Annotated in this window: 28 protein-coding genes; 3 read left to right on the top strand and 25 right to left on the bottom strand. The window is 72.8% G+C overall.

Features of this window, described 5'->3' with window-relative positions; all coding sequences use genetic code 11:
• Nucleotides 1-150: 150 nt before the first annotated feature.
• The 4 genes from rpsG to A2CP1_RS10105 all read right to left on the bottom strand — a co-directional run bounded on the left by rpsG (nt 151) and on the right by A2CP1_RS10105 (nt 3,157).
• A complete protein-coding gene (gene rpsG, locus A2CP1_RS10120; RefSeq protein WP_012525971.1) occupies nt 151-621 on the bottom strand; it encodes a 30S ribosomal protein S7 in 471 nt (156 codons plus the stop codon).
• A gap of 24 nt (nt 622-645) precedes the next feature.
• Nucleotides 646-1,017, bottom strand: coding sequence for a 30S ribosomal protein S12 (gene rpsL, locus A2CP1_RS10115; protein WP_011421003.1), 372 nt, complete (start codon nt 1,015-1,017; stop codon nt 646-648).
• A 181-nt stretch (nt 1,018-1,198) separates the two neighbouring features.
• The gene (mutY, locus tag A2CP1_RS10110) at nt 1,199-2,404 is read right to left on the bottom strand and encodes an A/G-specific adenine glycosylase (protein ID WP_012633246.1); all 1,206 of its coding nucleotides are present in this window, start codon (nt 2,402-2,404) and stop codon (nt 1,199-1,201) included.
• A 147-nt stretch (nt 2,405-2,551) separates the two neighbouring features.
• Nucleotides 2,552-3,157 (bottom strand): superoxide dismutase, encoded by a 606-nt coding sequence (locus A2CP1_RS10105; protein ID WP_012525969.1) that lies wholly within the window; start codon nt 3,155-3,157, stop codon nt 2,552-2,554.
• 256 nt (nt 3,158-3,413) lie between these two features.
• On the opposite strand from A2CP1_RS10105, the gene mtgA reads away from it, so the two are divergent.
• Entirely contained in the window at nt 3,414-4,337 is a 924-nt protein-coding gene (mtgA, locus tag A2CP1_RS10100; RefSeq protein ID WP_012633245.1) for a monofunctional biosynthetic peptidoglycan transglycosylase, read from the top strand.
• 4 nt (nt 4,338-4,341) lie between these two features.
• On the opposite strand, the gene A2CP1_RS10095 is transcribed toward mtgA, so the two are convergent.
• The 3 genes from A2CP1_RS10095 to A2CP1_RS10085 are packed head-to-tail and all read right to left on the bottom strand — an operon-like array spanning nt 4,342 to nt 6,443.
• On the bottom strand, nt 4,342-5,274 hold the full coding sequence (locus A2CP1_RS10095; protein WP_012633244.1) for an NAD-dependent epimerase/dehydratase family protein: 933 nt from the start codon (nt 5,272-5,274) through the stop codon (nt 4,342-4,344).
• Nucleotides 5,275-5,297: 23 nt separating this feature from the next.
• Entirely contained in the window at nt 5,298-6,236 is a 939-nt protein-coding gene (locus A2CP1_RS10090) for a UDP-glucuronic acid decarboxylase family protein (RefSeq protein WP_012525966.1), read from the bottom strand.
• A 12-nt stretch (nt 6,237-6,248) separates the two neighbouring features.
• Entirely contained in the window at nt 6,249-6,443 is a 195-nt protein-coding gene (locus A2CP1_RS10085; protein ID WP_012633243.1) for a ribbon-helix-helix domain-containing protein, read from the bottom strand.
• 196 nt (nt 6,444-6,639) lie between these two features.
• Here A2CP1_RS10085 and A2CP1_RS10080 point away from each other — a divergent pair, with 196 nt between their 5' ends.
• Nucleotides 6,640-7,452 carry a tetratricopeptide repeat protein gene (locus A2CP1_RS10080; RefSeq protein ID WP_012633242.1) on the top strand — a complete coding sequence of 271 codons (813 nt, stop codon included), beginning with the start codon at nt 6,640-6,642 and terminating at the stop codon, nt 7,450-7,452.
• A 56-nt stretch (nt 7,453-7,508) separates the two neighbouring features.
• Here A2CP1_RS10080 and A2CP1_RS10075 read toward each other — a convergent pair whose 3' ends face one another.
• The 11 genes from A2CP1_RS10075 to A2CP1_RS10025 all read right to left on the bottom strand — a co-directional run bounded on the left by A2CP1_RS10075 (nt 7,509) and on the right by A2CP1_RS10025 (nt 17,507).
• On the bottom strand, nt 7,509-8,066 hold the full coding sequence (locus tag A2CP1_RS10075) for a 2-oxoacid:acceptor oxidoreductase family protein (RefSeq protein WP_012633241.1): 558 nt from the start codon (nt 8,064-8,066) through the stop codon (nt 7,509-7,511).
• Between the two features lie 14 nt (nt 8,067-8,080).
• Nucleotides 8,081-8,959: a 2-oxoacid:ferredoxin oxidoreductase subunit beta gene (locus A2CP1_RS10070; protein WP_012525962.1), complete on the bottom strand. Its 879-nt coding sequence runs from the start codon at nt 8,957-8,959 to the stop codon at nt 8,081-8,083.
• Entirely contained in the window at nt 8,956-10,122 is a 1,167-nt protein-coding gene (locus tag A2CP1_RS10065) for a 2-oxoacid:acceptor oxidoreductase subunit alpha (protein ID WP_012633240.1), read from the bottom strand. The genes A2CP1_RS10070 and A2CP1_RS10065 overlap by 4 nt, the downstream gene beginning before the upstream one ends.
• A gap of 15 nt (nt 10,123-10,137) precedes the next feature.
• Nucleotides 10,138-10,407 carry a 4Fe-4S dicluster domain-containing protein gene (locus A2CP1_RS10060; protein WP_012525960.1) on the bottom strand — a complete coding sequence of 90 codons (270 nt, stop codon included), beginning with the start codon at nt 10,405-10,407 and terminating at the stop codon, nt 10,138-10,140.
• A gap of 351 nt (nt 10,408-10,758) precedes the next feature.
• Nucleotides 10,759-11,808, bottom strand: coding sequence for a 2-oxoacid:ferredoxin oxidoreductase subunit beta (locus A2CP1_RS10055; RefSeq protein ID WP_012633239.1), 1,050 nt, complete (start codon nt 11,806-11,808; stop codon nt 10,759-10,761).
• 26 nt (nt 11,809-11,834) lie between these two features.
• Complete coding sequence (locus A2CP1_RS10050; protein WP_012633238.1) at nt 11,835-13,694, bottom strand: 2-oxoacid:acceptor oxidoreductase subunit alpha; 1,860 nt, start codon at nt 13,692-13,694, stop codon at nt 11,835-11,837.
• A 380-nt stretch (nt 13,695-14,074) separates the two neighbouring features.
• On the bottom strand, nt 14,075-15,463 hold the full coding sequence (locus tag A2CP1_RS10045; RefSeq protein ID WP_012633237.1) for an FAD-binding oxidoreductase: 1,389 nt from the start codon (nt 15,461-15,463) through the stop codon (nt 14,075-14,077).
• On the bottom strand, nt 15,460-16,137 hold the full coding sequence (locus A2CP1_RS10040) for an SDR family NAD(P)-dependent oxidoreductase (protein WP_012633236.1): 678 nt from the start codon (nt 16,135-16,137) through the stop codon (nt 15,460-15,462). The genes A2CP1_RS10045 and A2CP1_RS10040 overlap by 4 nt, the downstream gene beginning before the upstream one ends.
• A complete protein-coding gene (gene folE / locus A2CP1_RS10035; RefSeq protein WP_012633235.1) occupies nt 16,134-16,814 on the bottom strand; it encodes a GTP cyclohydrolase I FolE in 681 nt (226 codons plus the stop codon). The genes A2CP1_RS10040 and folE overlap by 4 nt, the downstream gene beginning before the upstream one ends.
• Nucleotides 16,804-17,193, bottom strand: a complete 390-nt coding sequence (gene queD / locus A2CP1_RS10030) for a 6-carboxytetrahydropterin synthase QueD (protein ID WP_012633234.1) — start codon at nt 17,191-17,193, stop codon at nt 16,804-16,806. The genes folE and queD overlap by 11 nt, the downstream gene beginning before the upstream one ends.
• Nucleotides 17,194-17,204: 11 nt before the next feature.
• On the bottom strand, nt 17,205-17,507 hold the full coding sequence (locus A2CP1_RS10025; protein WP_012633233.1) for a Rieske (2Fe-2S) protein: 303 nt from the start codon (nt 17,505-17,507) through the stop codon (nt 17,205-17,207).
• Nucleotides 17,508-17,700: 193 nt separating this feature from the next.
• On the opposite strand from A2CP1_RS10025, the gene A2CP1_RS10020 reads away from it, so the two are divergent.
• Nucleotides 17,701-18,084 (top strand): helix-turn-helix domain-containing protein, encoded by a 384-nt coding sequence (locus tag A2CP1_RS10020; protein WP_012633232.1) that lies wholly within the window; start codon nt 17,701-17,703, stop codon nt 18,082-18,084.
• Between the two features lie 26 nt (nt 18,085-18,110).
• Here A2CP1_RS10020 and A2CP1_RS10015 read toward each other — a convergent pair whose 3' ends face one another.
• From A2CP1_RS10015 to infC, 7 genes are all read right to left on the bottom strand, one after another.
• Nucleotides 18,111-18,452, bottom strand: a complete 342-nt coding sequence (locus A2CP1_RS10015) for an integration host factor subunit alpha (protein ID WP_012525951.1) — start codon at nt 18,450-18,452, stop codon at nt 18,111-18,113.
• Between the two features lie 81 nt (nt 18,453-18,533).
• A complete protein-coding gene (locus A2CP1_RS10010) occupies nt 18,534-18,950 on the bottom strand; it encodes a hypothetical protein (RefSeq protein WP_012633231.1) in 417 nt (138 codons plus the stop codon).
• Nucleotide 18,951: 1 nt separating this feature from the next.
• Complete coding sequence (gene pheT / locus A2CP1_RS10005) at nt 18,952-21,354, bottom strand: phenylalanine--tRNA ligase subunit beta (protein ID WP_012633230.1); 2,403 nt, start codon at nt 21,352-21,354, stop codon at nt 18,952-18,954.
• A gap of 7 nt (nt 21,355-21,361) precedes the next feature.
• Entirely contained in the window at nt 21,362-22,471 is a 1,110-nt protein-coding gene (pheS, locus tag A2CP1_RS10000; protein ID WP_012633229.1) for a phenylalanine--tRNA ligase subunit alpha, read from the bottom strand.
• A gap of 12 nt (nt 22,472-22,483) precedes the next feature.
• Complete coding sequence (gene rplT / locus A2CP1_RS09995; protein WP_012525947.1) at nt 22,484-22,828, bottom strand: 50S ribosomal protein L20; 345 nt, start codon at nt 22,826-22,828, stop codon at nt 22,484-22,486.
• A gap of 101 nt (nt 22,829-22,929) precedes the next feature.
• Nucleotides 22,930-23,133 carry a 50S ribosomal protein L35 gene (gene rpmI, locus A2CP1_RS09990; protein ID WP_012525946.1) on the bottom strand — a complete coding sequence of 68 codons (204 nt, stop codon included), beginning with the start codon at nt 23,131-23,133 and terminating at the stop codon, nt 22,930-22,932.
• 62 nt (nt 23,134-23,195) lie between these two features.
• On the bottom strand, nt 23,196-23,888 hold the full coding sequence (gene infC / locus A2CP1_RS09985) for a translation initiation factor IF-3 (protein ID WP_012633228.1): 693 nt from the start codon (nt 23,886-23,888) through the stop codon (nt 23,196-23,198).
• Nucleotides 23,889-23,954: the final 66 nt, after the last annotated feature.

The following is a 23,954-nucleotide window of genomic DNA, read 5'->3' as shown; positions in this document are numbered from 1 at the left end:
ACCTTCCTGAACCGTCGTGCGTACGCAGAACCGGGCCGCCCTGGGCGGCGCCGTGACCAACGACCGAGCTGTCAAAGAGCGAAGCGGGTTCCCTGAACCCTGCCGGCCGAGCCGGCCCCCTGCTCTCCTCGATCCCTTCTAACCTCTCCCTTACCAGCGGTAGTGGGCGAAGGCCTTGTTGGCCTCGGCCATCTTGTGCGTGTCCTCGCGCTTCTTCACCGCGTTCCCGCGGTTCGAGGCCGCATCCATGATCTCGCCCGCGAGCTTCTCCACCATGGTCTTCTCGCCACGGCCGCGGGAGTACTCGATGAGCCAGCGCATCGCGAGCGCGGTGCGGCGGTCCTGGCGGACCTCGACCGGCACCTGGTACGTCGCGCCGCCGACGCGGCGGCTCTTCACCTCGACGACCGGCTTCACGTTGTCGAGCGCCTTCTTGAACACCTTGAGCGGATCGTCCTTCAGCTTCGCCTCGACCTGATCGAAGGCGCCGTAGATGATGCGCTCGCCGGTGGACTTCTTGCCCTTGCGCATCAGGTTGTTGACGAACTTCGCCACGATCCGGTCCTGGAACTTGGGATCGGGGAGGATCTTCCGCTTCTCGACTTCACGACGACGAGGCATCGAACCGTTTCCTTGTCCGCGAGGCTAGCTCGCGCGCTTGGCGCCGTACTTCGAGCGGCCCTGCTTGCGGCCCTGCACGCCCACGGCGTCGAGGGTCCCGCGGATGATGTGGTAGCGAACGCCCGGGAGATCCTTCACGCGGCCCCCGCGGATGAGCACCACCGAGTGCTCCTGCAGGTTGTGGCCGACGCCGGGGATGTAGCTCGTCACCTCGAAGCCGTTGGTGAGGCGCACGCGGGCGACCTTGCGGAGCGCCGAGTTCGGCTTCTTGGGCGTCGTCGTGTAGACGCGCGTGCAGACGCCGCGCTTCTGCGGCGACTCCTTGAGGGCCGGGGCCTTCTTCTTCACCTGGAGCCTCTCGCGGCCCCTGCGCACCAGCTGGCTGATCGTCGGCATCGTGTGCGAGCTCTTTTTCTCAACAGAAACGCCCCGGCGTTCGGCACGGGGGCGTCGGAGGACAAATCCCGTCGTAAGGGCGGCGAATTATACGGAGGAGCCCACACGTGTCAAGCGGTTCCCGAACTCGGGTCTTGACGCGCGCTGCAACCTCCCGGATGACGCCCGGAAGGCCGCGCTTCTACACGAAATCGCGCGGGGGTGCGAGCGAATTCGCGCGGGCCCGCGCGCGCCCCCGGTCGCGGGCTCCCCCGGACGGCGGCGGCGCCTGCCCGAGCACGTCGCAGACCACCCCGGCCAGCGCCCGCATGGCCGCGGGGAGGCCGGCGCCGTCCAGCTCGTCCGCAGGGATCCAGCGGATCCCCTCCTCCGGCGGCGGCCGTGCGAGGGAGCAGCGGAGCGCGCGGAGCTCGAGCAGGCGATGCGTGAGCACCCGCTCGACCCGGCCCAGCTCCTCGCCGGCGCGCAGCCGCAGGCCGTGGCGCTCGCGGGCCTCGCGCTCCAGCGCGGCGCCGGCCTCGGCGCCCGGCCCGACCTCCGCGGCGGGGAACGCCGCCAGGCCGGCGAACAGCCCGCCCGCGGGCCGGCGCACCAGCGCCACCCTCCCCTCGCGCACCACCACGGCGCAGGCGAGGACGAGGCGCACCTTGTCCGGGCGACGCCGCGGCGGCGGGAGCTCCGCCGCGCGGCCGGCGGCCCGCGCCGCGCACCGCGCCGCCACCGGGCAGCGCGCGCAGTCCGGGCTCGGCCGACACACCGTCGCGCCCAGCTCCATGAGCGCCTGGTTGAGGTCGCCCGGCCGCTCGCGGTCCACCAGCGCCGCGGCGAGCGCGGCCACGCGCGCGCGGGCGGCGCGCGCGGCGGGATCGCCCTCGACCAGGAACAGCCGCGACAGCACGCGCGTGACGTTGCCGTCCACCGCCGGCACGGGCGCGGCGAACGCGATCGAGGCCACTGCACCGGCGGTGTACGGCCCGAACCCGGGCAGCGCGCGCAGCGCGTCGTAGCCGGACGGCAGGCCGCCGTGGCGGCGCAGCGCCTCGCGCGCGGCGGCGAGCAGGTTGCGGCAGCGGGCGTAGTAGCCGAGGCCGCTCCAGGCGGCGAGCACGTCCTCGTCGCGCGCGGCCGCGAGCGCCTCGAGCGTGGGCCAGCGCTCCACGAAGCGCAGCCAGTACGGCGTGGCCGTCACCACCTGCGTCTGCTGCAGCATCACCTCCGCGAGCCAGACGCGGTACGGGTCCGCGCCGCGCTGCGGCTGGCGCCACGGCAGCGGCCGGTGGCCGGCGTCCCACCACGCCAGCAGGCGGCGGCGGAGCGCGGCGAGGCGGGCGGGCGCGTGGGGAGCGGGCACGGGCGGAGGGTAGGCGGGGGCGCGGCGCACCGTCAAACTCCCCGGGCCTCCCCGCCGGCCCTCCGCGCCGCGTGGCTTCGCGCGCCCCGGTTCGCGGGCTGACGCGAGGTCAGCGCGGGCCCGGACGCACGACGGCCCGGACCGCTCGCGCGATCCGGGCCGCGGGGACGCCGGGGGATCGCGCTACGCGATCCGCTTCTCGACGGCCTCCCAGTTCACGTTCTTGAAGAACGCGTCCACGTACTTCGCGCGCTCGGTGGCGAGGTAGTCGCGCATGAACGCGTGCTCCCAGCCATCCAGCGCCAGCACCGGCCGGAAGCCCACCGGCACGTTGTTCTCGTGCAGCGTGAGCCAGTGGTTGGAGAGCCAGCCGGTGTTCGGATCCTGGAACGTCATGGCCCAGCCGATGCCCGGCATGGTGGCGATGGCGCGGAAGTCGGCGAGCCACGTCTCGTACTTGCCGAACGACGCCTCGATGGCCTTGCGGAGCTTGCCGCCGGCCGGCGGCTCGGCCTGCGCGCCCGGGGCGAGGTTCGCGAAGTAGTACTCGTGGTTCACCATGCCGGAGTACTCGAAGCCGAGGCGGCGGGTGAGCTCCGCGAACACCGGATCGGCGCCCGCGGCCTTCCCCTCGTTGCACAGCCCCTGGAGCTTCTCGGTGAGCGCGTTGGTGCGCTTCACGTAGCCCTCGTACAGCTTGAGGTGCTCCTCGATCTGCTTGTCCGAGATGCCGGTGAGGCCGCGGACCTTGGAGAAGTCGTGCGGGGTGTAGCGCTTCACGTCTGCCATGATTGCCTCCGTCGGCCCCTGGGCCGGGCAGTGAATTCCGTTCGAGATGCGGTGGCCGGGACTTATGAATCCGCCCCGTATGTGTCAAGGCGCCGAACGGGTCCCGAGCGGGACGACGTTCACCATTGGATAACCTCGGCGCGGTCCGCGCGCGGGCGCGCGGGGGCGCCCGCCGGTCCGGCGGGCCGGAATCGGCGCCGCGCGCGCGCCGGGCGCCCCCTCTCGCGCCTCCCGTCCAGGTGCTAAGGTGCGCCGCATGCCAGCCCCCCGGAGCCGCCGGCGCGTCCCGCGCGCCCTCCTCTTCGCCGCCGCCGCGGTCGCGATCGCGGTCGCGGGGCTCACGCTCCTCTGGGCCGCCCTCCCCGACCCCGCCCCGCTCGCCCGCGACAACCCGCGCACCACCGCGCTCATCGAGCAGCGGCGCGCCGAGGCGAAGGAGAAGCGGCGCGCGTTCCGGCCGCGCCAGGCCTGGGTGCCGCTCGACCGCGTCTCGCGCTCCATGGTCCAGGCGGTGCTGCTCTCCGAGGACGCCAACTTCTACGGCCACGAGGGCATCGACTGGGAGGCCACCCGCGACGCCGCCGCGCACGACCTCGAGCAGCGCAGCTTCGCCCGCGGCGCGTCCACCATCACGCAGCAGCTCGCCAAGAACCTGTGGCTGGGCACCGAGAAGAGCCTGTGGCGCAAGCTCAAGGAGGCGCTGCTGGCCGTGAAGCTGGAGCGCGAGCTCCCCAAGCGCCGCATCCTCGGGCTCTACCTGAACGTGGTCGAGCTGGGCGACGGCGTCTTCGGCGTGGAGGCGGGCGCGCGGGCGCGCTTCGGCACCAGCGCCGCGGCGCTCACCCCGGCGCAGGCGGCCGTGCTCGCCAGCATGCTGCCGGCGCCGCGCCGGGTGGACCTCTCCAGCCCGTCCACGTGGCTGAAGCGCCGCTCGCGGCGGCTGCTCGACCGGATGCGCGCGGCCGGCCGGCTCACCGCCGAGCAGCACCTGTCGGCGAGCGCCGAGCTGGAGCGGATCCTGGCCGGCCCGGCGCCGCGCGACGACCGCGAGGAGCCGCCGGACGTCGTGGACGACGTGCCGGTCGCGGCGGTGCCGCGGGCGGAGCCGGTGCCCGCGGCCGCGGCGGCGGCCCCGGAGCCCGCGGCCGCAGAGGCGGCCGGCCCCGGCGAGCCGCGCTAGCCGCTCATCCGCGGGGCGCCCGGAACCACTCCAGCGTGCGGGCCAGGCCGTCCGCCAGCGGCACCTCGGGCCGCCAGCCGATCGCCCGCGCGGCGAGCGACGGGTCGATGCACGACCGGCGCTGCTCGCCCGGCCGCGCCGGCGCGTGCTCCGCGGGGCGATCCACGCCGGCGGCGCGCGCCAGGTGCGCGTAGAGCGCGTTCACGTCGGTCTCCACGCCGGTGCCGACGTTGAGCGGCCCGTCGTGGCGCCGCTCCGCCGCGAGCAGGTTCGCGCGCGCCACGTCGCCCACGAACACGTAGTCGCGGGTCTGGCCGCCGTCGCCGTACACGGTGCAGGGACGTCCCTCGAGCAGCCGCCCGCAGAAGATCGCCACCACGCCCGCCTCGCCGTGCGGGTCCTGGCGCGGCCCGTACACGTTCGCGTAGCGCAGCGCCGCCACCGGGATGCCCAGGGCCGCCCGGTAGACGCCCAGGTACAGCTCGCTCGCGGCCTTCGCCGCCCCGTAGTGCGAGACCGGCGCCTGCGGGTGCGTCTCGGGCGTGGGGATCACCGCCGTGTCGCCGTAGGTGGCGCCGCCGGAGGAGGCGAACAGGACGTGCTCCACCGAGCCCGCCGCGGCCGCTGCCTGCATGAGGTTGAGCAGGCCGCCCACGTTGACGTCGGCGTCGAAGCGCGGGTCCGCCATGGAGCGCCGCACGTCGATCTGCGCGGCGTGGTGGCAGATCACCTGCGGCCGCTCCTTGCGGACCGCCTCGGCCGCGGCGGCGCTGCGCACGTCCACCGGGTAGAAGCGCGCGCCCTGCGGCACGTTCTCGCGCTTGCCGCTGGAGAGATCGTCGAGGACCGCGACGTCCCAGCCCGCCTGCACGAACAGGTCTGCGATGGTGGAGCCGATGAACCCGGCCCCGCCGGTGATGAGGATGCGCTTGCCCATGGTGTGTCCCCCGCCCTCGCCGGTCAGACGTGCGCGCGGAACCAGTCGATGGTCCGGCGCATCCCTTCCTCGAACCCGATCCGCGGCGCCCAGCCGAGCCGCTCCCTCGCCCGCGTGAGATCGGGGCGCCGCACCCGCGGGTCGTCCTGCGGGAGCGGCCGGTGCTCGATGGGCACCGTTCGACCCACCAGCCGCTGCACGGCCTGCGCGAACTCGAGCACGGTCATCTCGTGGTCGTCGCCCACGTTCACCGGGTCCTGGCAGTCGCCGTGGAGCAGCCGCCAGATCGCCTCCACGTTGTCGTCCACGTAGCAGAAGCTGCGCGTCTGCGAGCCGTCGCCGAACACGGTGATGGGCTCGCCGCGGAGCGCCTGCGCCACGAACGTCGGCACCACCCGGCCGTCGTCGAGCCGCATGCGCGGCCCGTAGGTGTTGAAGATGCGCGCGATGCGGACCTGCACCTCGCGGTAGCGGCGGTACGCGACGGTGATGGCCTCGGCGAAGCGCTTGGCCTCGTCGTACACCGCGCGCGGGCCGACCGGGTTCACGTTCCCCCAGTAGCTCTCGCGCTGCGGGTGCTCGAGCGGGTCACCGTACACCTCGGAGGTGGACGAGAGCACGAACGGGGCGCCGCTGCGGCGCGCCAGCTCGAGCGCGTTCTCGACCCCGACCGAGCCGACGTGGAGCGTCTCGAACGGATGCCGGAGGTAGTCCACCGGCGACGCCGGGGAGGCGAAGTCCAGCACCGCGTCCACCCGGCCCGAGATGGCGAGCGGCGCGCAGACGTCGGCCTGGAGGAAGTCGAAGCGCGGCTCCCGGCCGAGGTGCTCGAGGTTGCGCAGCGTACCCGTGATGAGGTTGTCGACGCCGGTGACGCGCCACCCCTCCGCGAGGAAACGATCCGTGAGGTGGCTGCCGATGAACCCGGCCGCGCCGAGGATGACCGCTCGCTGTTCGCTCATGCCGCTCGCAATCTATTTCTTCGCCTCGCCCACGTCCTCGAGCGTCAGCTGGCCGGGCAGGGCCCCGCGGTACTTCTCCAGCACGAGGTCGATGCCCTGCCGGATGTACTCGGCGACCGGCACCTTGGTGCGGGCGTGGAGCAGCTTCAGCCGCTCGTCCTGCTCCGGGGTGATGTAGACCGTCGTGGAGATCTTCTTTCGCGCCATGGGAGCGAACCCTCGGGGACGGCTGCCTACGCGGCGCGAACGTATGTGACCGTCGATATAGTGTCAATTGGCGCAACCCGGGGCGAGCGACGGACGCCCCGGCCGCCCCGCGGACCCGTCCCGCGCGGGCGGGACGCGCGCGGCGGCCGTTCACGCAGGGTGCTGCGCCGGCACGGGGGGCGCAGGGGACGCGGGCATGCCCACCCCTCCCCTGCGCCGCAGCGACCGTCCCGCCCTGGGCGCCGCCCTCGCCGCGGCGCTGCTCGCCTCCGCCTGCGCCGCCGTGCCGCGCCTCCACCCCCGCGCCGCCGAGGAGGTCGAGCGCGGGTACCGCCACCTCGCGGACGGCGATCCCGAGCGCGCCGAGGTGGCGTTCGAGCACGCGCTCGCGTTCGACCCCGATTTTCCGGAGGCCGAGAACGGGCTGGCGGTGGTGGCGCGCGTTCGCGGCGACCTGCCCGAGGCGCGGCGGCGCCTGGAGCGGGCCCTGCGGCTGCGCTCCGACTTCCCGGAGGCCCACGCCAACCTGGGCGAGGCGCTGCTCGCCGGGGGCGACGCGCGGGCGGCCGAGGGCGCGCTGCGGGAGGCGCTGCGGCTCGACCCGGACCTCGCCGACGCGCGCCAGAACCTGGCGCGCGCGCTGCTCCGGCGGGCGCTCGCGCCGGGCGCGGACCGCGCCGCCGGGCTGGCCGCCGCGCGGCGGGAGCTCCTGCACCTGCTCGAGACCGACCCCGGACGCGCATCCGCGCACCACGAGCTCGCGCTCGTGGACTACCTGGAGGCGCGGTGGGCGGCGGCGGAGCGCGGCTACCGGCGCGCCGCCGAGCTCGCCCCCGCGTACCCCGAGGCGCTGCACGGGCTCTGCAATGCCCTGGTGCGGCTGGACCGCTGCGGCGAGGCGGTGGTCGCCTGCGCCCGGTGCCTCGAGGCCGCGCCCGGGCTGGAGGCGTGCCGGACGAGCCTGCGCGGCGCGACGGCGTGCGCCGCGGCCGCGACCGCGGGCCGCTGAAAAGGAACGCGCCGGGCCCGCGAAGGCCCGGCGCGCCGGTGCGGCGGAGGCGTCCCCTAGTTCCTGGGGCCGGCGAGCAGCTGCTTGCCGTAGGCGAAGCCGCGCTCGAACGCCTTCATGTTGAGGTCGATGGTGGCAGGCGGGACCGAGTCCTTCACCGCCTCGCGGGCGGCCCGCTCGGAGACGAGCCCGGTGATGGCAGTGAAGAAGCCCACCATCACGATGTTCAGCACCATCTTCTTGCCCAGCTCCTCCGCGATGCGCGTGGCCGGCACGGCGTACACCTTCACCGTCGAGGGCAGCCCGGTGGGCTTCACCAGGTCCTCCTCGATGATGAGCGTCCCGTCCTTGCGCAGCTCGGGCGAGAACTTGGCGAACGCGTCCTGGGACATCGCCACCATGAGGTGCGGGTTGTGGACGTACGGGTAGAGGATCGGCTCCGCGTCCACCACCACCTGCGCGCTGCAGGCCGACCCGCGCGCCTCGGGGCCGAACGCCTGCGTCAGGCAGGAGTGCTTGTCGTCGAACAGCGCGGCGGCCTTCCCGATGATGATGCCGCCCAGGATGACGCCCTGGCCGCCCAGCCCGCCGATCTTGATCTCCGTGGGACCCATGTCGTCTCTCCCGCTCACGCCCAGGCCGGCTTCTTGCCGGGGGACTCGTAGGGAACGTACTTGGCGCCGAGGACCTCGCTCATGCGGGCCTCCATCGCCTCGACGTTGGTGGGGCGCTCACGGTTCACGAAGGTCCCGACGACGATCTCCTTGCGGTAGTCGAGGTCGGTCTCGGTGGTGGGCGCGCCGTTCTTGATGACGCTCTTCTCCTTGTAGAACTTCATCTCGTCGAGCCCCTCGCCGAGCTTGTTGCGGCGCAGGTAGAGCGTCGGGCAGGGCGAGAGGATCTCGATGAAGCGGAAGCCCTTCTTGTTGAGGGCCTCGCCCATCGACTTGGCGAGCTGCTTCACGTGGTAGGAGGTCCAGCGCGCCACGTAGACCCCACCGCAGGAGTCCACCAGGCGCGGCAGGTTGAACGTCTCCTCGTAGGCGCCGTACGGCGTGGTGGAGGCCACCGCGGTCTGGAACGTGGTGGGCGTGACCTGGCCGCCGGTCATGCCGTACGTGAAGTTGTTCACGCACACGACCAGCATGTCCACGTTGCGGCGGGCGGCGTGGATGAGGTGGTTGCCGCCGATGGCCGACAGGTCGCCGTCGCCGGAGTAGACCACCACCTTCAGGTCCGGGTTCGCCATCTGCAGGCCGGTCGCGAACGGGATGGCGCGGCCGTGCGTGGTGTGGAACGAGTCGAGGTTCAGGTAGCCCGCCACGCGGCCGGTGCAGCCGATGCCGGAGACGATGGCGACCTTGTCGAGGTCGAAGCCGGAGCCGTCGAGCGCGCGGGTGAAGCAGTTCACCGTGGTGCCGATGCCGCAGCCGGGGCACCAGATGGACGGCAGCCGCTCGGTCCGGAGGTACTTCGAGGTCGGGTTGGGCTTGACAGGCTCGCTCATCGCACGGACTCCAGGATCTTGTTCAGGATGGTCTCGGGGTTGTGGACCGTGCCGCCGACGTGCGGCACCGGCACGACCTTGGTGCGGCCCGCCACCACCCGCTCCACCTCGAGGGCCATCTGGCCGAGGTTGAGCTCGGGCACGACGAACGCCTTCACCTTCTTCGACAGCTCCGCGATCTGCTTCTCGGGGAACGGCCAGGCGGTGATGAGCCGGAACGAGCCGACCTTGACGCCCTGCTCGCGCGCCGCCTTGATGGCGCGCTCCGCCACGCGGGAGGTGATGCCGAAGCTCACCACCACCACGTCGGCGCCGTCGAGGTCCTTCTCCTCCCAGCGCACGATGCGATCGGCGTTCTCGACGATCTTGTCCTGCAGCCGGAGCTGCATCTTCTCGTGCGTCGGCACGTTCATGGCCGGGTAGCCGCGCTCGTCGTGGGTGAGGCCGGTCACGTGGATCCGGTAGCCGTCGCCCGCCTTCACCATCTCCGGGACCATGCTGCCGTTCTGGGCCTCGAACAGCTTGAAGCCCTCGCCCGGCTTCTTCTTGGTGTAGCGGCGCTCGCTGACCTTGATCTGCTCGGCGGGCGGGATGACCACCTTCTCGGTCATGTGCCCGACCACCTCGTCGAGCATCACCAGCACCGGGACGCGGAACTCCTCGGCCAGGTTGAACGCCTCGACGGTGAGGTCGAAGCACTCCTGCGGGGAGTTCGGGCAGAGCGCGATGAGGCGGTAGTCGCCGTGCGAGCCGAAGCGGGCCTGCATCATGTCGCCCTGGGCCGGCTGCGTGGGCAGGCCGGTGGACGGGCCGGCGCGCTGCACGTTGATGTAGACGCAGGGGGTCTCGGTGATGGCGGCGTAGCCGATGTGCTCCATCATCAGCGAGAAGCCCGGGCCGGAGGTGACGGTGCAGGCCTTGGCGCCGCCCCAGACCGCGCCGAGCAGCGCGATGGAGGCGCCCAGCTCGTCCTCGAGCTGGATGAAGCGGCCGCCCACGCGGGGGAAGCGCGCGGAGAGGCGCTCGACCACCTCGGTCGAGGGCGTGATGGGGTAGCCGGAGGCGAAGCGGCAGCCGGCGGCGATGGCGCCCTCGCTGCAGGCGTGGTCGCCGTCCAGGTAGTGGCTGCCGGTGAGGGTGCCGGACGAGTTCGCGTTGGACATGTCTCTTCGGGCCTCCTAGGCCGCAACCTGCTCGAGCTTCTCGCGGTAGCCGTAGATCGAGAAATCGGGGCAGAAGTGACCGCACATGTCGCAGCCGTTGCACAGCTCCGGCTTCGCCAGGAACGGCGGGTGGTAGCCCTTGGCGTTGTAGTCGCTCTCCAGCTCGAGCGCGCCCAGCGGGCAGAACTCCACGCAGAACGCGCACCCCTTGCAAGTCTCGCGGTTGATCACCACGACGCCGCGAAACTTCTTGTCCTTCTTCGCGGCAGGCGAAGTCGCACTCATGCTCCGGTCCTCGGTGCCCGGTCGGCCGGGCGTTTGAGAGAGAGCGCTCTCGTACCAGACCGGGGCGTGCCGTCATTGGACCGCGATCAATCTTTGGCAAATTCCCGACGATTTCCGCGAATCTCGGACAAAATGCACCCATTCAATCGATTTTCCGGCGCGCTCACCCACCGTGAACGACGGCGGCCCGCGCCGCCCGCTCGCCGCCGCGGATACAGCGCTTTTCGCCGCGCGGCTTCGTGCACCGGATCGGTCCACGTCCGCCGCGGCGCGCGCGGGCGCCGGACGCACGAAGGCCGGCGCCCGGGCGGGCGCCGGCCTCCTCGTTCCACGGATCGGGTCGGCCCTGGCCTACTTGATGGTCCAGGTGTCGTTGCCGGCGAGCAGCTTGCCGAGCTGCCCCGCGCCCGGCTTCGCCTTGGCGGCGTCGATCATCTCCCAGGTCATCTCCTCGCAGGTGGCCTTCTGGACGTTGCGGAAGATGCCGATGGGCGTCGGGAACCCGGCCTTGTCCGCCAGGCCCGCCAGCATGAACGCGATGGTCGGATCCTCGCGGGTCGCGTCGTGCACCAGGATGTCCTTCTCGGTGACGCCGTTCTCGCCGAGGACGACGACCTCGAGCTCGCCGCGCTGGTGGTTGATGCGGATGCCCTTCTTGTTGTCCTTGCCGAACAGGAGCGGCTTGCCCTGCTCCATGCGGAGCTGCGCCTCGGCCTTGTTCGCCTTCTCGGTGATGAAGGTGTAGGCGCCGTCGTTGAACACCGGGCAGTTCTGGAAGACCTCGACGAACGTGCTGCCCTTGTGCTCGGCCGCCGCCTTCAGCACGCCGCCCATGTGCACGCCCTCCACGTCGATGGCGCGCGCCACGAACGTCGCCCCGGCGCCGAGCGCGAGCAGCGGCGGGTTGAACGGGTAGTCCGGCGAGCCGTCCGGCGTGGACTTGGTCTTCTTGTGCAGCTCCGACGTCGGCGAGACCTGACCCTTGGTCAGGCCGTAGATGCGGTTGTTGAACATGACCAGCTTCATGTCCAGGTTGCGCCGCATCGCGTGGATGAAGTGGTTGCCGCCGATGGCGAGCGCGTCGCCGTCGCCGGTCATGATCCACACCTGCAGCTCGGGCCGGGAGACCTTCAGCCCCGAGGCGAAGGACGGCGCGCGGCCGTGCAGCGTGTGCATCCCGTAGTTGTTCATGTAGTACGGGAAGCGCGAGCTGCAGCCGATGCCGGACACGAAGACGATGTTCTCGCGCTTCACGCCGACCGAGGGCAGCGTCTTCTGGATCTGGTTGATGATGGAGTAGTCGCCGCAGCCCGGGCACCAGCGCGGATCGACGCCCGACTCGAAGTCCTTCTTGGTGTAGACCGGCAGCGCCGCGGTGACCGTCTGACCGTTCGTGCTCATGTGTTCCTCGTTCCTTTCCGGGCGGCCTACAGGGCCTCGGTGACCTTGGCGACCAGGTCGTGGATCTTGATCGGCTTGCCGTTGATCCGGTTGTACTGGAGCGGATCGACGCCCGGGAACATGCCGCGCAGGTAGAAGGCCAGCTGCCCGCCGTTCACCTCGGGCACGAGCACCTTCTTGAAGCTCCGCAGCACCTCGCCGAGGTTCTTCGGCAGCGGGTTCAGCCAGCGCAGGTGGACGTGGGAGACCTTCTTCCCGGCCGCCTGCAGCGCCTCGGCGGCGCCGCGGACCGAGCCGAACGTGCCGCCCCAGGACACGAGCAGCAGCTCCCCGCGCTTCTCGCCGTACACCTCGACGTCCGGCACGTCCTCGACCACGTTCCGGACCTTCTGGGCGCGGGTGAGGACCATCTTCTCGTGGTTGTTGCCGTCGTACGACACCATGCCCGAGAGCGCGTCCTTCTCCAGGCCGCCGACGCGGTGCTCGAGGCCGGCCGTGCCCGGGATGGCCCAGGGGCGGATGAGCTTGTCGTCGCGCAGGTACGGCATGTACTGCGTGCCGTTCGCGTAGTTCTTCTCGGTCTGGTACTTCACCGTGAGCTTGGGCAGCTCGTCCGGGGACGGGACGCGGAACGGCTCGGAGCCGTTCGCGAGGTAGCCGTCGGTGAGCAGCAGCACCGGCGTCATCCACTTCGTCGCGATCTTCATCGCCTCGATGGCCGACCAGAAGCAGTCGGCCGCGCTCTGCGCCGCGATGACCGGCATGGGCGACTCGCCGTGGCGCCCGAACAGCGCCTGGAGCAGGTCGGCCTGCTCGGTCTTGGTGGGCATGCCGGTGGAGGGGCCGCCGCGCTGCACGTCCACGATCACGAGCGGGAGCTCGGTGATCACCGCGAGGCCCATCATCTCGGACTTGAGCGCGAGGCCCGGGCCGGAGGTGCTGGTGCAGGCGAGCGCGCCGCCGAAGGCCGCGCCGATGGCCGAGCCGATGCCGGCGATCTCGTCCTCGGCCTGGTAGGTGACGACGCCGTACTCCTTGAACTTCGCCATCTCCTGCAGGATCTCGGTGGCGGGCGTGATGGGGTAGCTGCCCAGGAACACCGTGCGCCCGGTCAGCTGCGCCACCGTGGCGAAGCCGAGCGCGGTGGCGAAGTTGCCGGTCACGTTGCGGTAGGTGCCCGGCGCGAGCTTCGAGGCCGGCACCTGGTACCGCTCGTGGAAGAGCTCGGAGGTCTCGCCGAACACGTGGCCCGCCATGAAGACCTTGGCGTTCGCGTCCGCGAACTCGGGCTTCTTCGCGAACTTCCGCTTGATCGACGCGAGCTGCGGATCGATCGGGCGGCTGTAGAGCCAGTACATCAGGCCGAGCGCGAAGAAGTTCTTGCAGCGCGCGACCTCCTTCGACGACAGGCCCGTCCCCTCCAGCGCCGCCTCGGTGAGCTTGTTCATGTCCACGAGGACGACCCGGTAGTTCGACTGCAGCGCGGCGTCCTCGAGCGGGTTCGACTTGTAGTTCGCCTTCTCGAGGTTCGACTCGGTGAAGGCGCCCGCGTTCACGATCAGCATGCCGCCGTGGCGTAGATCGGCCAGGTTCGTCTTGAGCGCGGCCGGGTTCATCGCGACGAGCACGTCCGGCTGGTCGCCCGGGGTGAGGACCTCGTTCGCGCCGAACGAGAGCTGGAAGCCGGAGACGCCGAACAGCGAGCCCGCGGGGGCGCGGATCTCGGCGGGGTAATCGGGGAAGGTCGCGAGGTCGTTGCCGGCCAGCGCGTTGGCCTTGGTGAACTCGGTGCCGGTGAGCTGCATGCCGTCGCCCGAGTCGCCGACGAAGCGGATCGTGACGGTTTCGACCTGCTCGACCTTGTGCTTGGCCGTCTGTGTGGACATGTCGCCCTTCGTCTCCCTGTGAGGTGCCTGCCTGCTGTGACCGTGCGTGCGCCTGCCGGATCCCGCCGCGCCGCTGGATGTACCCTCGGCGCGCCCCGCCAATTCCTGACGGGGATCTAAAATGGGGCCACAGCTATGCCGGACCGCGGCATGGCTTGTCAAGCCGACCTGATGAGCCAACGCCGCGAAACGACTCGGTTTATTGTGGACCGGACCCGTCCCCAATACCTGCGGTGCGGCGATCTGGCGCAAAGAACCGAGCCACCTCAGCGACTTGCGCGGGGTCAACCCCGACGGGCCTCGCTCCCGGCGACTCCAAGGGGCACGCGGCGCGGCGCGATCGCCGGCGCATGGCCCGCACCGACCGTGCCTCGATGGCGTCAGCGCTCCGGGAAGATCTTCCCCGGGTTCAGGATGCCGAGCGGGTCGAACGCGGCCTTGAGCCGGCGCTCCAGCGCGACCACCTCGGCGCCCTGCTCGTACTCGAGGAAGTCGCGCTTGGCGACGCCGACGCCATGCTCGCCGGTGATGGTGCCCCCCAGGTCCACCGCGTCGCGCAGGATGGCCGCCACCGCCTCGTCCACCTTCGGGCGCTCCTCGGGCCGGTCGAACAGGACGTTGCAGTGCAGGTTCCCGTCGCCGGCGTGGCCGTAGGTCGCGACGGTGAGCCCGAGCCGTCCGCCCACCGCCTTGGCCCGCGCGATCATCTCCGGGATCCTCGAGCGCGGGACCGCGACGTCCTCGGAGAGCTTCAGCGGGTGCAGCGCCTTCAGGTTCACCGACAGGTAACGGCGCGTCTCCCACACGTCGCGCCGCTGCGCCTCGTTCTGCGCCACGATCACGTCGCCCTGCGCGTGCACCTGGACCTTCTCGGCCAGCCGCACGATCTCGGCGAACACCTGCTCCTCGTCGTTGCCGTCGGTCTCCACCAGCAGCGCCGCGCCGGCGCCGGGCGGGAAGCGGTAGGGCGAGGTCTTCGCGGCGGCGGCCAGCGAGACGTCGTCGAGCAGCTCCAGGCAGCGGGGCAGGATGCCGCCCTGCAGCACCTCGTTCACCGCGCGCGCCGCCTCCGCCACCGAGGCGAACACCACCAGCGCGGTGGCCACGTGGCGCGGGCGGGGCAGCAGCTTCAGCGTCGCCTCGGTCACGATCCCGAGCGTCCCCTCGCTGCCCACCAGCAGCGCGGTGAGGTCGTAGCCGGCCACGCCCTTGATGCTGCGCTTGCCCAGCCGCAGGATCTCGCCGGTGGGGAGCACGGCGGTGAGGCCCAGCACGTACTCGCGGGTGACGCCGTACTTCAGCGCGCGCGGGCCGCCGGCGTTCTCCGCCACGTTCCCGCCGATGGTGCACATCTCCAGCGAGTTCGGGTCGGGCGGGTAGAACAGCCCGTGCCGCTCCACCTCGGCCTGGAGCACGCCGGTCACCACCGCCGGCTGCACCCGCGCCACCAGGTCCTCCGGCGAGATCTCCAGGATCCGGTTCATGCGCTCGAGCGAGACGGCGATCCCGCCGTGCAGCGCCAGCACGCCGCCGGACTTGCCGCTGCGCGCCGCGACCGGGATCACCGGCACGCGGTGCCGGCTCGCGATGGCGAAGATCGCGCGGATCTCCTCGGCGGACTCCACCAGCACCGCCGCGTCCGGCGGCCGCGCGCCCAGGTCGGACTCGTCCCGCCCGTAGGCCTCCAGCCGCCCGGGATCGCGCACCAGCCGCTCGCGCGGGAACGCGGCCTCGAGCTCGCGCAGCGCGGCGTCGCGGGCGGCGGTCATCCGTACACCTCCAGGTTGGCGCCGGTGATGGCGTCGGGCGCGTCCAGCGCCGCGAACACGACCACGCGCGCGACCTCGTCCGCGCTCATCCGCGGCGGGAACGGCGTGCGGGCCAGCATCTCGGTGTCGGTGGAGCCCGGCGACACCGCCACGCACTGCACGCCGTGGTCGCGCAGCTCCTCCGCCAGGCAGCGGGTGAGCCCGATGAGCCCCCACTTCGACGCGTTGTAGGCGGCCGCCTCGGCGGTGCCGATGGTGCCGGAGATGGAGGCGACGTTCACGATCCGTCCCCTCCCCCGCGCCTTCATGCCCGGGATGGCCGCGCGCGCGCACAGGAACGGCCCGACCAGGTTGACGTCCAGCACCTCGCGGAACGTCTCCGGCGCGGTGTGCTCGGCGAGCCCGCGGGCCAGGATCCCGGCGCCGTTCACCAGCACGTCGACCGGTCCGAGCGCCGCCTCGTGGCCGGCCACCAGCCGCTCCACCGCGGCCGCGCTGCGCACGTCGCCAGCCACCGCCCGCGCCGCCCCACCCTCCGCCACCACCGCGCGCACCTGCGCCTCGGTCCGGGCGAACACCGTGACGCGCAGGCCGCGCGCGGTGAGCGCCCGCGCCACCGCCGCGCCGATGCCGCGGCCGCCGCCGGTGACGATGGCGGTCCGCCCGGCGGTCATCGCGCCCTCGGGCCCGCCCCGCGGACCCGCCCGCGCCGCGCGCCGCGGCGGGCCGGCCGCGGGCCGTCCGCGCGCGCGATGGCCTGGGCGAAGCTGCGCCGGGCCACGCCGCTCCGCGCCAGCGCCCCGGCGAAGCCCTCGGCGTGCGCGCGGGCGCGGGCGCGCCGCTCGCCGCGCACGGTCAGGCACAGGTGCTCGGCGTCGAGCACGCACCCCGCGCCGCGCGCGCCGAGGTGCTCCACCAGCGCGTCGGCCACCGACTGCGCCAGGTCCTCCGCGAGCACCAGCCGGTGCGCGAGGCAGTCCACCAGGCGCACCAGCTGCCCGAAGCCCACCACCCTGCCGCCGGGCAGGTACGCGACGTGCGCGACGCCGCGCGAGGGCAGCAGGTGGTGCGGGCAGACGGAGTGGAAGTCGATGCCGGTGAGCGTCACCAGCGCGCGGCCGGCGCTCGGCATGGCGTCGGCCAGCACCTCGGCCGGCTCGATCCGGTAGCCGTCCACCAGGTCCTCGAGCCAGGCCTCCGCCACGCGGCGCGGGGTGCCGGCCAGCTCGGGCGAGGCCCGCACCTCCGGCGGCAGCCCCAGCGCGTCGAGGAAGCGGGCGGTCGCCTCGGCGGCGGCCGGGGCCGAGGCGCGCGGGCGGGCCGGCCGCAGGGCGCGGAGCCTAGCGGCCACCCGGCCCCCGGTACGTCACGCACGAGTCCGGGATCTCGTAGAGCCGGATCTCGCACAGGCCGGGCAGGTGCGGCTCGAGCACCTCCCACACCCAGCGGGCGATGTTCTCGGCGGTGGGGTTGTCGAGGACGTCGTTCAGCGTGCGGTGGTCCACGCGCGCGAGCACGTGCTCCTGCACGATCCGCTTCACGTCCCCGAAGTCGGCGATCATCCCGGTCGCGGGATCGACCTCGCCCTCCAGGGCGACGAAGAACCGGTAGTTGTGGCCGTGCATGCGGAAGCACGGGCCCTCGTAGCGCGGCAGGCGGTGCGCGGCGGCGAAGTAGAACTCGACGTCGAGCCGCATGCGCCGGCGGTCGGTGTAGTCGATGGGCGCCATCGGTGTCCTCGTTATAGCTCCACTTCGAGGTCCCCGCCCTCGCCGACGTGCACGGGGAACGTGCGCACCGACGCCTCGGGGAACTCCGGGCAGGCGCCGGTGGCCAGCTGGAAGGGCCAGGCGTGGAGCGGGCAGTACACCACCTCGCCGCGCACGTCGCCGAACGCGAGCGCCGCGCCGCGGTGGGGGCAGACGTTGTCGAGCGCGTGCACGCGCTCGCCGCGCCGGAACAGGGCGATCTCCAGGCCCTCGATCTCGACCAGCCACCCGTGCCCGTCGGGCAGGTCCTGGAGGCGTCCGACGCGGTGTCTCACGGGCCGGGATCTACGGCGCGCCCGCCCGCCCCGCCGGGGAATCGCCCGTCCGTTCGCCCCCTTCCGCGGAGCGCACGGCGCAACGGGCCCACCTGCACGCACCGGCCGGGGCTGCGCGTCCCCTCGCAGCAGGACAGGCGGGGGCGTAACGGTCCTCCGCGGTGGCCGTCTTGTCAGCGGGGAGGGAAGCCACGTGGAACGCAACCGCACGATCGTCATCGAGGCCGATCCGGAGCGCCGCCAGCAGCTCTCGCAGCTGCTCGTCGCGTCCGGGTTCGACGTCACCATCTCTGCGGACCTCGCCGCCGCGCTCCTCGAGGCCGCCCGGGCCGCGCCGTCGGCCGATGGCCAGCCGGCGCGCCGGCCCACGCTGTCGGAGATCGAGCGGCGCTACGCGCGCGAGGTCCTGCGCGCCACCGGCGGGAACAAGACGCGCGCGGCCGAGATCCTGGGCATCGACCGCAAGACGCTCTACCGGCTCATCGGCGCGGTCCCGGTGCGGCAGCCCGACGCGGTCGCGCCGGTGAACGGCGTGGACGCGCCGGCGGCGGCCGCCGGCCGCGTCAACGGTATCTGAGGGGCTGGCGACCGGGGGCGGGGGCGCTACTCGTCGCCCTCGCCCTCCTCGTCGTCGTCGTCGTCCGCGCCCTCGGTGGTCTCGTCGGAGACCTCGCCGTTGAGCGCGTTCTTCAGCACCTGGCTCGGGCGGAACGTCAGCACGCGGCGCGCGCTGATCTCGATCTCCTCGCCGGTCTGCGGGTTGCGGCCGACGCGGGACTTCTTGTCCCGCACGATGAAGTTGCCGAAGCCGCTGATCTTGATCTTCTCGCCGCGTTCGAGCGTCTCCTTGATGGTGTCGAAGACCATCTCGACGATCTCGGCGGCCTCCTTCTTGGAGAAGCCCACCTTCTCGTAGACGCTCTCGATGATGTCGGCCTTGGTCACGGTGTCGCTCCCATCCCCGCGGGCGGCGTCGGCTAAGTCCCGAATTCGTTAGCCTATTTGCCCCAACGTGTCAAACCTTCGCTAGCGCCCCGCGGGCGATCCGCCGCGCTCGGCCGGCGGCTTCGCGCCGCCGGCCGCCTCGAGCTCGTCGCGAGCGCGCTCGCGCGCGGGCCGGGTGGGCTCGCCCGCCGCGTCCAGCGTGCGGCGCACCTCGTCCGCGCCCGGGCCAGGGACCACCGGCTCGCCGGCCGGGTCGCGCCCGACGCCGGCGGTGAGCGCCAGCACCACCCCGCTCGCCGCCACGGCGATCGTCGCCAGCACCAGCCCCGCGGCGGCGACGCGGCGGGCGCCGCCCTGGACCAGCGCGCGGATGCAGAGCACGAGGGAGACGAGCCCGACCACCAGCCCGAACGGCGCGGCGAGCGGGTTCCACGACGCGAACGCCGCCGCGAGCGCGAACGCCGCCGCTGCCCAGGCGCGCCGGCCCGCGGGCGTCACGCTATCCCCGGAGCTCCGCCCCGACGCGCTCGCGCAGCCGCGCCACGATGCGCGCGTGCGCGGCGTCCGCCTCGGCGTCGGTGAGCGTGCGGTCCGGCGCGCGGTAGGTGATGGCGAGCGCGAGGTTCTTGCGCCCCGCCGGCAGCGGCGCGCCCTTGTACACGTCGAACAGGATCACCGCCTCGACGAGCGGCTCCTCGCGCACCAGCACCTCCACGGCGGCGGCGGTCACCGCATCCTCCACCACCACCGCCACGTCGCGGAGCACCGCCGGGAGCCTCGGGATGGGCCGGTACTGCGGCACCAGCCGCGCGGCCGCGAGCAGCGCGTCCAGCGAGAGCCGGAACGCGAGCACGCCGCGCGGGAGCTCGAACGCCTCGGCGACCCGGGGGTGCAGCTCGCCGAGCTCGCCCAGCGCCGCGCCGCCCGGCGCGCGGAGCGCCGCCGAGGTGCGCGGGTGCAGCCAGCCGGGCCCCGGTGCGGACCAGGACGCCTCCACCCCGAGCGCCTCCAGCAGCCCCTGCACCGCCGCCTTGGCGTCGTGGAAGTCGGCGACGTCGCCGCCCACCGCCCAGCCCACCGGGCTGCGCCGCCCCAGCAGGACGCCGGCGACCTCGGTGGCCTCGTGGCCGGGCGAGTCCCCGGCGGCCCCGGCCGCGCGCGGGCCGTAGGCGCGGGCGATCTCGTACAGGCGCACGTCCTCGACCCGCTGCCGCCGGTTGTGCGCGGCGTTGCGGAGCAGCGACGGCACCAGGCTGGTGCGCATCACCGCCAGGTCGGCGCTGATGGGGTTCCGGAGCGCGATGCCGCCGGCGGCGAGCCCGCCGGCGAGCGGCTCGAGGTCGCGCGCCGCCACGAAGCTGAAGTTCACCGCCTCGCTGAACCCGGCCGCCTCCAGCGCGGCGCGGGCGCGGCCCACCCCCTGCGCCTCGGCGGACTCGGCCGGCGTGCGCACGGCGGGGCCGGGGAGCGTCTCGGGGATGGCGTCGTAGCCCAGCGTCCGGACGATCTCCTCGACCAGGTCCTCCTCGATCGAGACGTCCACGCGCCAGCTCGGCACGCCGAAGCTCACCGCGTCGCCGTCGCTGGCGCGCTCCTCGAAGCCCAGCGAGAGCAGGATGCGGCGGGCGTCCTCGCGGCTCACCGGCATGCCCAGCACCTGCGCCGGGCGATCCCAGCGCATGCGCACCTCGGGCGAGGCGACCTCGCGCGCCTTCGCGTCCACCACCCCGGCGCGCACCGTCCCGCCGGACAGCCCGGCGATGAGCGCCGCGCAGCGATCCAGCGCCGGGATCACCATCCCCGGGTCGGCGCCGCGCTCGAAGCGGTAGGACGCCTCGCTCTTCAGGCCGTGACGGCGCGAGGTCCGGCGCACGCCGCTCGGCGCGAACCAGGCCGACTCCAGCAGCACGCGGGTGGTGCCGCCGGAGATCTCCGAGTCGCCGCCGCCCATCACGCCCGCGAGCGCGCTGCCGCGGTCGCGATCGGCGATGAGCAGGTCGTCCGGCTCGAGCGCCCGGTCCTTCCCGTCGAGCGTGGTGATCCGCTCGCCCGGCCGCGCGGTGCGGACCACGATCTCGTGGCCGGCCACCTCGTCGAGGTCGAACGCGTGCAGCGGGTGCCCGAGCTCGAGCAGCACGTAGTTCGTCGCGTCCACCACGTTGGAGATGGAGCGGATGCCGCAGCGCTCCAGCCGCTGCGCGAGCCAGGTCGGGGACGGGCCGATCTTCACGCCCTCCACCACGCGCGCGGCGTAGCGGGCGCACTTCTCCGGCGCCTCGATCCGGACCTTCACCGCGTCGGCCGCGGCGCCGCCGCCCTCCACCAGCCCCGGCCTCGGCAGCCGGACCTTCTGGCCCAGCAGCGCCGCCACCTCGCGGGCGATGCCCACGTGCGAGAGCGCGTCCGGCCGGTTCGGGGTGACGTTCACCTCGAACAGCACGTCGTCGAGGCCGAGCGCCTCGCCGATGGGCGTGCCCGGGACCGTGCCGGGCGGGAGGATGAGCAGGCCGGTCGCGTCGGCGGAGAGCCCGAGCTCGCGCGCCGAGCAGAGCATCCCGAAGGACTCCACCCCGCGCAGCTTCGCCTTGGAGATCTTCGTGCCGCCGGGCAGCTCGGCGCCCACCGTGGCGAGCGGGACCACGTCGCCCACCTGGTAGTTCTTCGCGCCGCACACCACCTGCAGCGGCTCGCCGCCGCCCGCGTCGACCCGGGTCACCGAGAGCTTCTCGGCGTTGGGGTGCGGCTCGGAGGCGGCGATGCGCGCCGCCACCACGCCCTTCAGCCCCGCGCCGGTGCGCTCCACCGCCTCGATCTCGAAGCCCACGGCGGTGAGGCGCCGCGCCAGCTCCTCGGGCGCGGGCAGGTCCACGTACTCCGATAGCCACTTGAGCGAGATGCGCACGGCGTTCTCAGAACTGTTCGAGGAAGCGGAGGTCGTTCTCGAAGTACAGGCGCAGGTCGTCGATGCCGTAGCGGAGCATCGCCATGCGCTCGACCCCCATGCCGAAGGCGAAGCCGGTGAAGCGGCGCGGATCCACGCCGCCGTTCTCGAGCACGCGCGGGTGGACCATGCCGGCGCCGAGCACCTCCAGCCAGCCGGTCTCCTTGCACGTGCCGCAGCGCTTGCCGTCCTTGCGCCCGGTGCCGCCGCAGATCGAGCACGACACGTCCACCTCGGCGCTCGGCTCGGTGAACGGGAAGTAGCTGGGCCGGAAGCGCGTGCGGGTGCCCGGGCCGAAGTAGGCGCGGGCGAACGCCGCCAGGGTGCCCTTCAGGTCGGCGAAGGTGATGCCCTCGTCCACGCACAGCCCCTCGATCTGGTGGAACATGGGCGAGTGGGTCTGGTCGTAGTCCGACCGGTAGACGCGGCCCGGGCAGATGATGCGGATGGGCGGTCCGCCGATCCGCTTCATGGCGCGGATCTGCACCGGCGAGGTGTGCGTGCGGAGCAGCACCGCCCCCGGCCTCGCGGGCCCGCCCGGCGCAACGCCGGTGCGCCCGCCCGGCGACAGGGTGGACTCGTCCACGTAGAACGTGTCCTGCATGTCGCGCGCGGGGTGGTCCGGCGGGATGTTGAGCGCCTCGAAGTTGTACCAGTCGAGCTCGATCTCCGGCCCGCTCGCGACCTCGTAGCCGAGGCGCGCGAAGATGGCGGAGATGTCCTCGGTGGCGCGCGTGACGGGGTGCCGGTGCCCGCGCGGCAGGAGCCGGCGGCCGGACAGCGTCACGTCCATGGGCGGGCCGGCGAGCTCGGCCTCGAGCGCGCGCGCGGCGACGCCGCGCGCGGCGCCGGCGAGCAGCGCCTCGACCTCGTCGCGGACGCGGTTCGCGACCTCGCCGACGCGCGGGCGCTCCTCGGCGGGGAGCTGCCCCATGCCCCGGAGGACCTGGGACAGCTCGCCCTTCTTGCCGAGGAAGCGGACGCGGAGCTCCTCGAGCCCCTTCTCGTCCGCGGCGGAGGCGATGGCTTCACGGGCGCTCCGTGCGAGCGCCTCGAGCTGCGAGAGCAGGTCGGCCATCGGACCCCTCCCCTACGCCTGGGCGGTCTTGACGATGGCGGCGAAGTCGCCCGGGAGGGCGAGCGCGAGATCGGCGAGGATCTTGCGGTCGATCTCGATGCCGGCCTTGCGGAGCGCGGCGACCAGCTTCGAGTAGGTGGTGCCGTTCTGGCGGGCGGCCGCGTTGATGCGGACGATCCAGAGCGCCCGGAACTCGCGCCGCTTCAGCCGGCGATCGCGGGTCGAGTAGTTGAGGGCGCGCTCCACCGCCTGGTTCGCGCGGCGGTAGCAGTTCTTGCGACGGCCACGGAAGCCCTTCGCGAGCTTGAGGACGCGATTGCGACGGCGACGGGCCTTGAATCCCTTCTTGACGCGCATCTTCCTTCTCCTTGCCGGCGGGAGGCACGTCGGCCCGTCACGCTGCGTGACGGGCCGGGTACGCTTCGGAACCCCGCTTGGGCGTTACGGCTTCTCCGGCCCTAGCGGGCGTACGGGAAGCACTCCTTGATCTTCTTCTCGTCCATCGGCGTGAGGTGATCGGTCCCGCGCAGGTGGCGCTTCTGCTTCTTGGTCTTGCCGAACGTGGCGAGGTGGCGGACGCCGGCGCGGCGGAACTTCACCTTGCCGCTCTTCTTCGGCACGAAGCGCTTCTTGGCGCCGCTCTTGGTCTTCAGCTTGGGCATGGGTCCTGTCGCTTCCTGTTCGCTGCTGCGTCGTGCGCCGCGCCTGCGCGCGGCGGTGCTGTCTATCTCTGTGCCGCCGGGTCCGCGGCGGTCGGCGCGGGCGCCGGGGCGGCGGGAGCCGGGGCCGGCGCGGGCGCGCCGGCGGCGGGGGCAGCGGCGGGCGCCGCGGCGGCCGCGGCCTTGGCCTTGTCGCGCTGGGACTGGAGCATCTTCGGGTTCGGCGCGAGGATCATGAACATCTGGCGCCCTTCCATGCGGGGCGCCGACTCGATGACCGCCACGTCGCGCAGATCCTCGATCACCCGCTGCAGGACCTTCTGGCCCAGCTCGCGGTGGGACATCTCGCGCCCGCGGAACATCACGGTGATGCGCGCCTTGTTCGCCTCGCCGAGGAACGCGCGCACCTTCTTGATCTTGGTGTCGTAGTCGTGCTCCTCCGTGCGCGGGCGGAGCTTCACTTCCTTGAGCTGCACCACGACCTGCTTCTTCTTGGCCTCGTTCTGCTTCTTCTTCTCGAGGTACTTGAAGCGGCCGTAGTCCATGATCTTGCAGACGGGCGGCTTCGCCATCGGGCTGACCTCGACGAGGTCCATGCCCAGCTCCTGCGCGCGCGCCAGCGCCTGGTCGATCGGGAGCACGCCGAGCTGCTCGCCCTCGGCCCCGATGACGCGTACCTCGCGGGCCTTGATGCGGCGGTTGGTGCGCGCATCGCGGCTGCCGCCGCCGCCCCGCGGATCTCTGTGCTGGATCGCCATGCTCCTCCGGCCCTCGGAAAAAGACGCTGTAGAATAAGGATTTCGGCCGCAATGTCAACGCGGCCG

This window comes from Anaeromyxobacter dehalogenans 2CP-1, from assembly GCF_000022145.1.
GTDB classification, from domain to species: Bacteria; Myxococcota; Myxococcia; order Myxococcales; family Anaeromyxobacteraceae; genus Anaeromyxobacter; species Anaeromyxobacter dehalogenans.
The sequence above is the reverse complement of the archived record's forward strand: the minus strand, read 5'-3'. Positions and strand labels throughout refer to the sequence as shown.

Bases quoted from the DNA above. Each gene is read 5' to 3' on its own strand.
- rpsG (WP_012525971.1), bottom strand. From the start codon at position 621: ATGCCTCGTCGTCGTGAAGTCGAGAAGCGGAAGATCCTCCCCGATCCC.
- rpsL (WP_011421003.1), bottom strand. From the start codon at position 1,017: ATGCCGACGATCAGCCAGCTGGTGCGCAGGGGCCGCGAGAGGCTCCAG.
- A2CP1_RS10105 (WP_012525969.1), bottom strand. From the start codon at position 3,157: ATGGCAGACGTGAAGCGCTACACCCCGCACGACTTCTCCAAGGTCCGC.
- mtgA (WP_012633245.1), top strand. From the start codon at position 3,414: ATGCCAGCCCCCCGGAGCCGCCGGCGCGTCCCGCGCGCCCTCCTCTTC.
- A2CP1_RS10095 (WP_012633244.1), bottom strand. From the start codon at position 5,274: ATGGGCAAGCGCATCCTCATCACCGGCGGGGCCGGGTTCATCGGCTCC.
- A2CP1_RS10090 (WP_012525966.1), bottom strand. From the start codon at position 6,236: ATGAGCGAACAGCGAGCGGTCATCCTCGGCGCGGCCGGGTTCATCGGC.
- A2CP1_RS10085 (WP_012633243.1), bottom strand. From the start codon at position 6,443: ATGGCGCGAAAGAAGATCTCCACGACGGTCTACATCACCCCGGAGCAG.
- A2CP1_RS10080 (WP_012633242.1), top strand. From the start codon at position 6,640: ATGCCCACCCCTCCCCTGCGCCGCAGCGACCGTCCCGCCCTGGGCGCC.
- A2CP1_RS10075 (WP_012633241.1), bottom strand. From the start codon at position 8,066: ATGGGTCCCACGGAGATCAAGATCGGCGGGCTGGGCGGCCAGGGCGTC.
- A2CP1_RS10070 (WP_012525962.1), bottom strand. From the start codon at position 8,959: ATGAGCGAGCCTGTCAAGCCCAACCCGACCTCGAAGTACCTCCGGACC.
- A2CP1_RS10065 (WP_012633240.1), bottom strand. From the start codon at position 10,122: ATGTCCAACGCGAACTCGTCCGGCACCCTCACCGGCAGCCACTACCTG.
- A2CP1_RS10060 (WP_012525960.1), bottom strand. From the start codon at position 10,407: ATGAGTGCGACTTCGCCTGCCGCGAAGAAGGACAAGAAGTTTCGCGGC.
- A2CP1_RS10055 (WP_012633239.1), bottom strand. From the start codon at position 11,808: ATGAGCACGAACGGTCAGACGGTCACCGCGGCGCTGCCGGTCTACACC.
- A2CP1_RS10050 (WP_012633238.1), bottom strand. From the start codon at position 13,694: ATGTCCACACAGACGGCCAAGCACAAGGTCGAGCAGGTCGAAACCGTC.
- A2CP1_RS10045 (WP_012633237.1), bottom strand. From the start codon at position 15,463: ATGACCGCCGCCCGCGACGCCGCGCTGCGCGAGCTCGAGGCCGCGTTC.
- A2CP1_RS10040 (WP_012633236.1), bottom strand. From the start codon at position 16,137: ATGACCGCCGGGCGGACCGCCATCGTCACCGGCGGCGGCCGCGGCATC.
- queD (WP_012633234.1), bottom strand. From the start codon at position 17,193: ATGGCGCCCATCGACTACACCGACCGCCGGCGCATGCGGCTCGACGTC.
- pheS (WP_012633229.1), bottom strand. From the start codon at position 22,471: ATGGCCGACCTGCTCTCGCAGCTCGAGGCGCTCGCACGGAGCGCCCGT.
- rplT (WP_012525947.1), bottom strand. From the start codon at position 22,828: ATGCGCGTCAAGAAGGGATTCAAGGCCCGTCGCCGTCGCAATCGCGTC.
- rpmI (WP_012525946.1), bottom strand. From the start codon at position 23,133: ATGCCCAAGCTGAAGACCAAGAGCGGCGCCAAGAAGCGCTTCGTGCCG.
- infC (WP_012633228.1), bottom strand. From the start codon at position 23,888: ATGGCGATCCAGCACAGAGATCCGCGGGGCGGCGGCGGCAGCCGCGAT.